Annotated in this window: 7 protein-coding genes and 2 pseudogenes; 3 read left to right on the top strand and 6 right to left on the bottom strand. The window is 58.3% G+C overall.

What is annotated here, in order from left to right; translation table 11 throughout:
* Nucleotides 1–68: 68 nt before the first annotated feature.
* From hpaE to hpaR, 4 genes are all read right to left on the bottom strand, one after another.
* Complete coding sequence (gene hpaE / locus AMM33_RS08890) at nucleotides 69–1,538, bottom strand: 5-carboxymethyl-2-hydroxymuconate semialdehyde dehydrogenase (RefSeq protein WP_090140457.1); 1,470 nt, start codon at nucleotides 1,536–1,538, stop codon at nucleotides 69–71.
* Nucleotides 1,539–1,619: 81 nt separating this feature from the next.
* On the bottom strand, nucleotides 1,620–2,381 hold the full coding sequence (locus AMM33_RS08895) for a fumarylacetoacetate hydrolase family protein (RefSeq protein WP_090140459.1): 762 nt from the start codon (nucleotides 2,379–2,381) through the stop codon (nucleotides 1,620–1,622).
* Entirely contained in the window at nucleotides 2,378–3,031 is a 654-nt protein-coding gene (locus AMM33_RS08900; protein WP_090140461.1) for a fumarylacetoacetate hydrolase family protein, read from the bottom strand. Before AMM33_RS08900 ends, AMM33_RS08895 begins: the two co-directional genes overlap by 4 nt.
* A 3-nt stretch (nucleotides 3,032–3,034) precedes the next feature.
* Nucleotides 3,035–3,553 (bottom strand): homoprotocatechuate degradation operon regulator HpaR, encoded by a 519-nt coding sequence (gene hpaR / locus AMM33_RS08905; protein ID WP_090140463.1) that lies wholly within the window; start codon nucleotides 3,551–3,553, stop codon nucleotides 3,035–3,037.
* A gap of 218 nt (nucleotides 3,554–3,771) precedes the next feature.
* On the opposite strand from hpaR, the gene AMM33_RS08910 reads away from it, so the two are divergent.
* The gene (locus AMM33_RS08910) at nucleotides 3,772–6,450 is read left to right on the top strand and encodes a response regulator (RefSeq protein ID WP_090140465.1); all 2,679 of its coding nucleotides are present in this window, start codon (nucleotides 3,772–3,774) and stop codon (nucleotides 6,448–6,450) included.
* A 248-nt stretch (nucleotides 6,451–6,698) separates the two neighbouring features.
* Here the strand turns inward: AMM33_RS08910 and AMM33_RS08915 are convergent, their stop codons facing one another.
* Nucleotides 6,699–6,998, bottom strand: a complete 300-nt coding sequence (locus AMM33_RS08915; RefSeq protein WP_090140468.1) for an RNA recognition motif domain-containing protein — start codon at nucleotides 6,996–6,998, stop codon at nucleotides 6,699–6,701.
* A gap of 250 nt (nucleotides 6,999–7,248) precedes the next feature.
* On the opposite strand from AMM33_RS08915, the gene radA reads away from it, so the two are divergent.
* Entirely contained in the window at nucleotides 7,249–8,643 is a 1,395-nt protein-coding gene (gene radA, locus AMM33_RS08920; RefSeq protein ID WP_090140470.1) for a DNA repair protein RadA, read from the top strand.
* A gap of 170 nt (nucleotides 8,644–8,813) precedes the next feature.
* Here radA and ltrA read toward each other — a convergent pair.
* Nucleotides 8,814–10,062: pseudogene (gene ltrA / locus AMM33_RS08925) on the bottom strand (group II intron reverse transcriptase/maturase).
* Nucleotides 10,063–10,838: 776 nt separating this feature from the next.
* On the opposite strand from ltrA, the pseudogene AMM33_RS08935 reads away from it, so the two are divergent.
* Nucleotides 10,839–12,008 (top strand): annotated as a pseudogene (locus AMM33_RS08935) (IS4 family transposase).
* Nucleotides 12,009–12,019 lie beyond the last annotated feature (11 nt).

Here is a 12,019-nt window from a genome sequence, read left to right on the forward strand (position 1 = left end):
GTTCACTCCTTGTCATACACATTCAAAATGGATGTATGACATCAAGTATGACAGATGGCGGAGATTTGTCATACACCCCAATGCGGAATGTGGTGCGAGCCCATCGAGACCGCCACGTTCTTGGGCTCACAAAACACTTCGTAGCTCCAGGTCCCGCCTTCGCGGCCGGTGCCGCTGGCCTTGGTGCCGCCAAAGGGTTGGCGCAGGTCGCGCACGTTTTGGCTGTTGACAAAGCACATGCCGGCCTCGACCGCAGCGGCCACGCGGTGGGCTTTGCCCAGGTTTTCGGTCCAGACGTAGCTGCTCAAACCGTATTCGATGTCGTTGGCTTTTTCAATGGCGTCCGCTTCGTCCTTGAAGGGGATCAGGCAAGCCACGGGGCCAAAGATTTCTTCTTGCGCGATGCGCATGCGGTTGTCGACGTCGGCAAACACGGTGGGCCAGACGAAGTTGCCGTGCTTCACATGCGCAGGCAAGTCTGCGGCGTAGCCGGGTTGGTCCAGACCGCCGCACAGCATCGTCGCGCCCTCTTTGGGGCCCAGCTCGATGTAGCTGCGCACTTTGGCCAGATGGGCCTTGGAGATCATCGGGCCGACGATGGTTTTCTCGTCGAGCGGGTCGCCTACGGTGATGCGTTTGGCACGCTCGGCAAACTTGGCGGCAAAGTCGGCGTAGATGCTTTGCTGCACCAGGATGCGGCTGCCTGCGGTGCAGCGCTCACCGTTGTTGCTGAAGATCATGAAGACGGCAGCGTCCAGGGCGCGGTCCAAATCAGCGTCTTCAAAGATCACAAAGGGGCTTTTGCCGCCGAGCTCCATGCTGAACTTCTTGAGGCCCGCGCTTTGCACGATGCGGTTGCCCGTGACGGTGGAGCCTGTGAACGAAATGGCCCGCACATCGCGGTGCGACACCAGCGGCTCGCCCGCTTCCTTGCCGTAGCCATGCAGGATGTTGAGCACGCCAGCGGGCACGCCGGCTTCCAGCGCCAGCTCGCCCAGTCGCGCTGCGCTCAGGGGCGAGAGTTCGCTCATCTTGAGCACGGCGGTGTTGCCAAAAGCCAGGCACGGCGCGACCTTCCAGGTGGCGGTCATGAAGGGCACGTTCCAGGGGCTGATGAGGGCGCACACGCCCACCGGGTGGAACAGGGTGTAGTTCAGGTGCGTGGGCGTGGGGTAGGTGTGGCCGTCCACGCGGGTGCACATCTCGGCAAAGTAGTGGAAGTTGTCGGCCGCACGCGGCACCAGCTGCTTGCCGGTCTGGCTGATGGTCTGGCCGCAATCCCTGGTTTCCGTCTCCGAAATTTCTGGCACATGCTTGGTGATCAGGTCGCCCAACTTGCGCATGATCTTCGCGCGCTCGGTGGCGGGCGTAGCGGCCCACTTGGGAAAGGCGGCTTTGGCGGCTGCGACGGCGGCATTGACCTCTGCTTCGCCGCCCGAGGCGACTTCGGCCAACACCTCTTGCGTGGCGGGGTTGATGGTCTCGAAATAGTCGCTGCCCGCGACTTGGGTGCCGTTGATGAGGTGGTCGATTTTCATGTCTGTCTTTCTGTGTTTTTGTAGGAGCCAGCCCTGCTGGCGATGGCTGTTTGACAGTCCAATCGCTTGCAGGGCAAGCTCCTACAAAGTCATGGTGTTGGTCAATGCCCCGATGGTTTCAATTTCGGTCACAACCACATCGCCCGGGTTCACGTTGACGATGCCGTCGGGCGTGCCCGTCAAGATCAGGTCGCCAGGATTGAGCGTCATGAAGCTGCTGAAGTATTCGATCAGTGTCGGCACATCAAAAATCATGTCGGCAGTGCTGCCGCTTTGCGTGACTTGCCCGTTCACGGTGGTCTGCAATTTCAGCGCCATGGGATTGGGCACATCGGCCGCATCGACCAGCCACGGCCCAATGGGCGTGCAGGTGTCGCGGTTTTTCACCCGCAGGTTGGGGCGGTACCAGTTTTCCAGGTAATCGCGGATGGCGTAGTCGTTGGCCACGGTGTAGCCGCCCACGAAGTCGTAGGCATCGGCTTTTTTCACGCGCCGGGCGGTGCGCCCGATCACCACCGCCAGTTCGCATTCGTAGTGCATGTAGGCCACATCCGCGGGGCGCTTTGTGAGGGCCTTGTGTCCGATCAGCGAGGCCTCGCCTTTCATGAAGGCCAGCGGCTCCTCGGGGGCTTTGAAGGCGAGCTCCTTGGCGTGGTCGGCGTAGTTCAGGCCGAGCGCGATCACGGTGCGTGGCTGCGCCACGGGCACCAGTGGCGGCAACCAGACCACCTCGTCAAAGTCCACGCGCAGGCCCTTGTGTGGGCCTTGGGTGATCAGCAACTGGCCGTCCGATTCAACAGCTTGCTGGATGGCGCCCGACCAGGCAATTCGTGCGTGTTTCATGCCTGACCTTTCACGTGGGTGCTGACCGTGGCGAATCCCGGCGCGGAAATCTCCACCCGATCCCCTAGCTTTGCGCGTGGCCTTTGACCATCGGGCAGGCAGTCTGTCCCGATCATCAGCACATCCCCGGGTTGCAAGGTCATGAATTCGCCCACGTCGGCCAGCAGCTCTGGCAAGTCGCGCATCAATTCACACAGGTCAATGGTCTGCACCAGATCACCATTGCGGCGCACGGCGATCTGCAGCGCGGCCCAATCCTGCACTTGACCTACTGTGACCTGCTCTGGCAACGCCAGAAAACCATCACGGCAGCGGAACTTGACCGGCGGGCGGTAATAGCTCGCATGTGGCACGGACCAGTCATTCATCAACGCAGCGCCCGCCACCTGACCGTCTCCTCCGATCACCAGGCCCAGCGTCGCGCCGATGTCAACTTCTGTCACGCCGTCCTCTAGCAGCAGGTCTTGCCCAGCGGGGCTGAAGGTGTTGGCGGTCTTGACGTAGAGCACGGGCGCTTGAGGCGCGGCTTTGTGCGGTTCTTGCGTCATGCGCGAGGACCAGAGGTCCCATTCGCGACGAAAACTGAGCAAAGTGCCATACACCGTGCCCTGGGGTTGCCAGGGTTGGTGATGCGTTCGAATCAATGGCATTTTTTATTCCTCTGAGTTTTTGTCATCAGACATTGCTGCTTCACCACTGTTGTCTTTGTGCACACCGTCAGCTTCAGGCACGCCCAGGGCGATCACTTTGTCCAACAAATCGTACAAAGCGCCCAGTTGGGCTTTGCCCAGCTGCTGCTCCATCCAGACGTAATGCGCCTCGATGGTTTGCGATAAAGACTGGGCTTTGCTCAGGCCCGCAACGGTGGCCCGCACCACGGTGCGGCGGGCGTCATGCGCACATCGCTGGCGCTCAATCAGGCCGTTGCGTTCCATTCGGCTGAGCACACCCGTGAGGCTCGGGCCGAGTAAATAGGCTTCGCGGGCTATGCGCCCGGTCTCTATGCCGTCAGGCTCGCTGGCATGCTCTCCCAACACGCGCAAGACGCGCCACTGCTGGTCTGACAGGCCATGCTCTCGCAAGCTGGGCCGGGTGTGAGCCATCACTGCCTCGCGCGCTTCGAGCAGCAATCTTGGCAAATTTCGGTGAACAAAAGGTTTGATGGGACTCATTTATTTAACATGTTAAATGAATCAGTCCTGTCATTTTCCTAGTGTTTACCCTGTTTATCTCGTGTTTTCATTCGACTCGACCGATGGTGAATTTCAATTTTTTCTGGTGTTATTGAATATTTAGGTACTATTTTTAATGTAAGCATGATTAAAATCATGAAATCGCAGTTCTCCAACTGGCTGCACATGGCATCCAAGACAACCGGCTTGTTCACGCAATGAAAAATCTCAGCATCAAATTTCAGCTGTCATTGAGCGCCATCGCCATGGGCATTGTTTTGCTGTTGTCGCAATTAGGACTGCAGTTTTTCGTTCTCCGCGCCGACATCGTGCATCGCATTGAAAAGCATGAATTCAGACAGTTGACCGATTTCGCGCGAAAGCTGGATGAAAAACTGCAAGACAGCATGGGCATGTTGGCCAGTGTGGGAAAGCATGTTCCCGCAGAGGACATGAACAACCTGGTCACACTTGAAAAGCATCTGCAACGCGAGCACGCCTTGCTCAACGTCTTTGATGACCTGTACATCTTTGATGCGAAAGGGGTTTTGTTGGTCGACTGGCCCGTCAAGCCCGGCCGACGCACTTTGGACATGTCGTCTCGGGACTACATTCAAGGGGTGATTTCTACCGGAAAACCGGTCATCTCCAAACCCATCCTTGGCAAGGCGACACAACAGCCCATTATTGTGGTGGCAGCGCCTATCTGGGATCAGCAAAAGAAGCTGGTGGGCATCATGGGCGGTGTTCTGAATCTCTACAAACCCAATTTGCTCGGTGACATTGCAAAACGCAAAAATGGGGAAACTGGCTATTACTACTTGGTCACCCAGGACCGGGTGCGCATAGCCCATCCAGACTCCCGGCTGATCTTGACCACAGTCCCTGCGGACAGTGGCAATCTCCCGTTCGAAGCGGCCATGAAAGGGTTTGAAGGCACCCAAGAAGGCACCACGACGCGTGGTTTGAAAGGCTTGTTCACCTTCAAGCGCCTTCAAACCACCGGCTGGATCGTGGCCTCTGTCATTCCTTCTGCCGAAGCCTTTGCACCCATTGGCGATCTTTATCAAAAGATGGTTCTGGTCACACTCTTGCTGCTGCTGACCATCGTGCCCTTGATGTGGGCCTTCGTGAGTAAATTGATTCGGCCGCTCGGTGAATTGGCACAAGCCATGCACGACACGGCCACGAAAATGCGTGACGGACAGCCGACGGCGCAGATTGCGGCCATCGGTGGGCATGAAATTTCGACTGTGGTCCATGCCTTCAATGAATTCGTGGAAGCGCGCATCCACGCCGAAACCCAACTTTCACTGGCACGCGATGAAGCGCAAACGGCCAACGCCTCCAAAAGTCATTTTTTGGCCAATATGAGTCACGAAATTCGTACCCCCATGAACGGGATATTGGGGATGACGGACCTGTGTTTGCAAACACGCTTGACCACTGAACAACGCAGTTATCTGGAAATGGTCTCCACATCGGCGCATTCGCTGGTTGCCGTCATCAATGACATCCTGGACTTTTCAAAGATCGAGGCCAAAAAACTGCATTTGGACCCGCATGAATTTTCCCTGCACAGTCTGATTCGCCAATCCACGCGCACTTTGTCACTGCGTGCGACCGAAAAAGAGCTGGAGTTGGTGTGCGACATGGCACCCGATGTACCTGACTTGGTGGTGGGCGACCCTTTACGACTTCAGCAAGTGATCACAAACTTGCTAGGCAATGCCATCAAGTTCACGGCCCACGGCGAAGTCATGCTCAGTGTCAACCGCTTGCCATCCACTGAATACCGCGCTGGTTTGTGCTTGTCCTTCGAGATCAAGGACACGGGTATTGGCATCTCACTGGACAAACAGTCTTTGATTTTTGACGTTTTCACCCAAGCCGATTCCAGCACGGCTCGGCGCTTTGGGGGCTCAGGCTTGGGCCTGGCCATCAGCCGCAGCCTGATTCAGATGATGGGTGGCGACATCCGCGTGAACAGTCAATTGGGCAAGGGCAGCACCTTCAGCTTCACGGTGGCACTGCAAGCCGCAAACACGGGGCCCCTCACATTGCCGCCCCTTCTGCCACAGCTCAAAGGACGCTTGGCGTTGGTGGTCGATGACAACGCCAGCAGCCGCTCCAGCCTGAGTCGGCGACTTGAATGTGCCGGCATGCAAGTGCTCGCCTGCGACAACGCAGCACATGCCTTGAACGCCCCCCAATTGGCCCAAGTCACCTTCGCTTTGCTGGATGTCAACATGCCCGACATCGACGGTTACGCCCTGGCTGCACAGTTGCGACAACTGCGCCCGCCATCACAACTGACACTCATCATGCTTGGGGCCTTGAGTGAACAGATCAGCCAGGACGAGCTTGACCATCTGGGCATCCAAAGCTTTTTGATCAAACCCGTCGATCCGCATGAATTGATGGCGGTCCTCAATGGTTTCGACATATCGAACAGCCTGCCTTTTGCCTCAGAAGTTGCCACGTCGCCCCCCCCCGCACAAGCACCGATGATGAAAGTCCTCTTGGTTGAGGACACCCCCATTAACCAGACACTGGAAACCATTTTGCTCACCCGCATGGGCTTTGAAGTCACCATCGCCAACAATGGGGTTGAAGCCGTCGAAGCATTCAAACGCGAACGGTTTGACCTCATTTTGATGGACATCCAGATGCCTGAAATGGGTGGCATCGAAGCCACCCAACTGATTCGAGACCGGGAAAACACCCAGCAACTGCCACCAACCCCCATCGTCGCCGTGACCGCCAATGCCCTCAAAGGCGACCGGGAAAAGTACATCGAATCCGGCATGGATGCCTATGTCTCTAAACCCATTTCTGCTGAAGCACTCAAAACAGAAATCCAGAAACTGGTGCCCGCATTTGGCAAAATTTCATGAACCCACTTCCCCCCGGGCTTGATACCGCAAGTCATGTGGTGTTCAAACGACTCCAGGGGTTCTGCCTCCCGTCCATCGCTGCGCTGACTGTCCAACGCGACACCCCCTGAGCATGCCGTGTGCAAACTGGTTGGCCGGGAGGTGGTCTACGAACGCAAAGCCAAGAAGCCCCCCTAGACCTCTCGTTCAACACACCACCCAAAGAAAAAGCCGCTCAAAAGCGGCTTTTTCATGGAGATCGGAAACAATCAGTAAGTGCTGCGGCTGTCGCGGTAACCGCTGCCATAACCTGTGCTGGGCTCTTTAGGCTTGGAGATGTTCACCACGATGGCGCGGCCACCCACAGACATGCCATTCAAGCCCTGGATCGCGGCTTGCGCTTCATCGCTGCTGGACATTTCGACGAAGCCGAAACCTTTGGAACGGCCACTGTCGCGGTCCATCATGACTTTGGCGGATTTGACGCCACCAAAAGCCGAGAAGTTCTCGCGCAAGTTGGCATCGTCGATGGTGTAAGGCAGGTTGCCCACGTAAATTTTGCTGCTCATGTGAGAGCCTTTCAGAGAGAGGGCGCACAGGCTTGAAATGATCAGCACTGTGGCGCGGGAGAAGCGGCATCCAAGCTAGGACACCGCAGAGACTGGTGAAACCTGTGCATCGTTTGCGACACCACATGGGATGGTGTTGGTTTCTGATGTTGACTATATTCGCATATGGAATAAATGTCAACCCATATATTTCCAATTGTTTTATAAAACACTGATCATACAAACAGTAGTCGCGGCACAATCTGAGCCCATGGCCAAAGACAAAACGATTTACACCTGCACCGAATGCGGTGGCACCAGCGCCCGCTGGATGGGCAAATGCCCCAGCTGCAACGCCTGGAACACGCTGATCGAAAGCGCGGCCGAAGCCGCCAGCGGTGGCAAAAACCGCCTGGGCTCGGCGCAGTACCAGGCCCTGGCCCCCTCCAGCGAGGTGTTGCCCCTGTCTCAGATCGAAGCGGCCGACTTTGATCGCCACCCCACCGGCATCGACGAGTTGGACCGGGTGCTGGGCGGCGGCATGGTCGAAGGTGGCGTGGTGCTGATTGGCGGCGACCCGGGCATCGGCAAATCGACGCTGCTGCTGCAAGCAGTCGACGCCTTGCAGCGCAGCGGCGTGAACACCCTGTATGTGACGGGTGAAGAAAGCGGCGCGCAAGTGGCGATGCGCTCAAGGCGCCTGGGCCTGCCCGACTCGCAGGTGCCGGTGCTGCCCGAAATCCAGCTCGAAAAGATCCTCCACACTCTGCAGTCACGCCAGCCCAACATCGCCATCATCGACTCGATCCAGACGGTGTACTCGGACCAGCTGACCAGCGCACCAGGTTCGGTGGCGCAGGTGCGTGAATGCGCCGCGCACCTGACCCGCACCGCCAAGGCCACCGGCACCACCATCGTGCTGGTGGGTCATGTGACCAAAGAAGGGGCTCTGGCGGGCCCCCGCGTGTTGGAGCACATGGTGGACACGGTGCTGTACTTTGAAGGCGACACGCATTCAAACTTCCGCCTGATCCGCGCGATCAAGAACCGCTTTGGCGCCGTGAACGAGATTGGCGTGTTCGCCATGACCGAAAAAGGGCTCAAGGGCGTGAGCAACCCGAGCGCCATCTTTTTGAGCCAGCACAGCGAACCAGTGCCCGGCAGCTGCGTCATGGTCACGCTCGAAGGCACGCGGCCCATGCTGGTCGAAATCCAGGCCCTCGTGGACTCGGGCGGCCCCAGCCCTCGGCGCCTGTCGGTGGGCCTGGAGCGAGACCGCCTGGCCATGCTGCTGGCCGTGCTGCACCGCCACGCGGGCGTGGCGTGCATGGACCAGGACGTGTTTGTGAACGCGGTGGGTGGTGTGCACATCCGCGAGCCCGCCGCCGACCTGGCGGTGATGCTGACCATCACCAGCAGCCTGCGCGGCAAGCCGCTACCCAAAGGCTTCATCGCCTTTGGCGAAGTGGGTCTGGCTGGAGAAGTGCGTCCCGCGCCACGCGGTCAGGAACGCCTGAAAGAAGCGGCCAAACTCGGCTTCAAAACCGCCGTGGTGCCCAAAGCCAACATGCCCAAAAAAGGCGACAAGGCCTTTGAGGGCCTGACGGTGTACCCGGTCGAGCGCATCGAAGAGGCGATGCAGGTGGTGCGGGGGTTGGATTATTGATCCGGCACGCTGAAGCTTGAAATGTGTGAGACATGTCATCTCGTAGGTCGGCACTCGCAGAGTCCGACATGATGGGTTTAGGCAATCGGCATAGGGGGCCTCCACGAGGAGGCGCCCCTGCCACACCACCCGGCATGCGGGTCCGCACCGGGCGGTTCGAGGGCTTGAGGTCAGGACAGCCTTGGCACACCCATTCGGTCAAAGTACGCAATAGGCAAGGCACTGTTGAGCAGCATCGCGCTGTTGCGCCACCACCGGTGGCAGTTGCCCGCCACCTGCTTGGCCACATCTTGAGATGCCCCCAACACCTTCAGCTCCCGGTAGATCGTCTTTGGCCTCTTCCAGTGCTTGAGCTGGATCGCCCTCAATCGGTGACGCAGCCATTCGTCCAGCTCTCGCCAGACCCCCGGCGTTTGCGCCATCCCAAAGTACGCCTTCCAGCCCAGCACGTAGGGCCTGAGTTCCTCCACCACCTGCGCCATGCTGCGCCCGCCCGAGCGGCGCGTGAGTTGCCGTATCCGGGCCTTGAAGTTTTACAGCGGCTTTTGAGCCACCTTGCATTTGACTTCCCGGCCCTTGGCCACCCACAGCGCATACCCCACAAACTTGCGCCCCAAGGCGCTGGCCACCGCACTTTTGGCTTCATTGATCTGAAGCTTCAAGCCTGCGTACAGTTTGCGCAGGTACGTCATCACCCGTTCGCCAGCCTTCTTGCTGCCTACGTCAACGCAAGCAGTCGTCGGCGTAGCGCGCAAAGCTGTAGCCTCGCGCCTCCAACGCCTTGTCCACCTCGTCCAGCAGCACGTTGGCCAGCAGCGGGCTGAGCGGCCCGCCTTGCGGCGTGCCCAGATGGCGATCAACCACCACCCCGCCATCCATGATCCCGGCGTTCAGGTACGCCCGTATCAGTCGGATCACTCCGGCATCGTCGATGCGCTTTCTGAGTCTGTCGATCAGGATGTCGTGATTGACCCGGTCAAAGAACTTGGCCAAGTCCACGTCCACCACCACACGTTTGCCCGATTGGACGTATGCACGCGCGGCCTTGACCGCATCGTGTGCGCGCCTACCCGGTCGAAACCCGTGGCTGTGTTCGCTGAAGGTGGGGTCGATCAGCGGTTGCAGCACTTGCAAAAGGGCTTGCTGGATCAATCGATCTATGACCGTCGGAATGCCCAGCTCGCGCTGGCTGCCGTCCGGCTTGGGAATCATCACCTTGCGTACCGGACTGGGCCGGTAGCTTCCTGCCAGCAGCACTTGGCGAATGTCCGGCCAGCTCGTTTGCAGTAAACGAGCGGTTTGCTCGATATCGAGCCCGTCCACCCCGGCTGCACCTTTGTTGGCCTTGACCCGCTTCCATGCCGCCTGCAGGTTCTGTCTCGTCAGCGCTGCCTCCAGCAGACCACCTGTGCCCGCCATCTAATTTGCTGACCCTGTATCCGGGTGTTCATGCAACGTACCTCGGGTTTCGTCGCTGGCAGTATTTGGCCCGGCTTCACCGTGCCGCCTTCCTGCCCGCCCGGATCGCTCCGGCATCTGACGCATGACCTTGTGGCTTTGCATGTCTTCGGTTACTCACTCTCGTTCGGTCCTTCGCGCTTGCCTTGTGGCCTCATCGGCCCCAGCTCCTGCTACTACGACCTCTGCTGACTTCTTGCTCCGGCAAAGCCGTTGCCCTTTCAGGCACAAGGCGAGATCTCCCCAGGTAAGGGTCACACACCTTCATCGCACAACCGCCGCATCTACGCCGCCCAAGCCTTGGTCACAAGAGCTTCGTGGTGTCTGGCCCACTCGCCCTGCTTGGCTGCGCCTTCTATGCGGTTCTTGTTCATCGGCTCACGATTTACGCTCCACGCTTCCTTCCCACATTCGGTCACCCTCATGCAGTTGCGCAACACTCAAGCTCATTGTGACCAGCTCGCAGCGGGACTTGCACCCGCAGGTGTGCGCCCATGCTGGGCGCACCAGACCCATGTCGGGGTCTTCGACCGCCGACCTACAACATCTTTGAGCATTGAAAACTTCACAGGGCGGAACAAAAAGTGTCCGATTTCAGTAGTGTCCGGTTTATTTGACAGCCAACCCGCTGCAAGCGAGTAACGGCAAGGGTTTCAGAGGTTTCATGGGTGTCCACGATTTGAATTTGATTTTGCGCACTAGGCATGCTCCAGGGGTTCAATCACCTGGGGATGCCCATGAACGCAGGCAAAACCTTGTTCGCGCAGGTCATGGACTTTGTGCCTTGGAAGACCTTTGGCCGCATCGCCCTGCGCCATCGAGGCGATGCCGGGGTGCGCACGCTCAGCTGTACCGAGCTGTTTCGCATCATGGCGTTTGCCCAACTGACTTGGCCCGAGTCTTTGCGCGACATCGAAGCGTCTTTGACGGCCAATCAGTCCAAAATTTTTAACATGGGCATGCGCCACATTCCTGCACGCTCGACGCTGGCCGATGCCCTGAATTCTCGAGACTGGCGCATTTACCATGCTCTGGCGATGCGATTGATCGACCGAGCCCGCAGACTGTACGCCCAAGAACCTATGGGCGTGGATTTGGATGCCACCGTCTACGCCTTGGACTCCACCACCATCGACCTGTGTCTGGGTTTGTTCGACTGGGCACCGTTTCGCTCCACCAAGGCCGCTGTGAAGATGCACACCTTGCTGGACTTGCGCGGTTCCATCCCCGCCTTCATCCACATCAGCGACGGCAAGATGCACGATGTGCATGTGCTGGACATACTGCCCATCGAGGCGGGCGCTTTCTACATCATGGACAGGGGCTATCTGGACTTCTCTCGCCTGTACACCATGCACCAGTGCGCCGCCTTCTTCGTGACCCGTGCCAGGAGCAATATGAACGCCCGGCGTGTGTACTCGGCCCCTGTAGACAGAACCACGGGCCTTGTCTGCGATCAGACCATTGCGCTCAATGGGCACTATGCCAGCAAGGACTACCCCGAGCACTTGCGGCGCATCAAGTTCAAGGTCCCGGAGACGGGAAAGGTGCTGGTCTTTCTGACCAACAACATGACACTGCCCGCGTTGACCATCACAGCCCTGTACAAGAACCGTTGGCAGGTCGAGTTGTTCTTCAAATGGATCAAGCAGCATCTGCGCATCAAGAAGTTTTTGGGCACCAGCGAGAACGCAGTCAAGACGCAAATCTGGTGCGCCGTGGCCACTTAGGTGCTGATTGCCATTGTCAAGAAGGAGTTGCAATTGAAGGCCTCGCTCTACACTTTTCTACAGATTTTGTCGGTGTCTGTTTTCGAGAAAACGTCGATTTCATGCGCCTTGCAGACCGATGCTTACACAACCGCACCACCTGAGTGCGCTAAGCAGTTGAATTTGTTCACTTTTTAACCGGACACTAC

This window comes from Limnohabitans sp. DM1 (assembly GCF_001269385.1).
In the GTDB taxonomy this organism is placed as follows: domain Bacteria; phylum Pseudomonadota; class Gammaproteobacteria; order Burkholderiales; family Burkholderiaceae_C; genus Limnohabitans_A.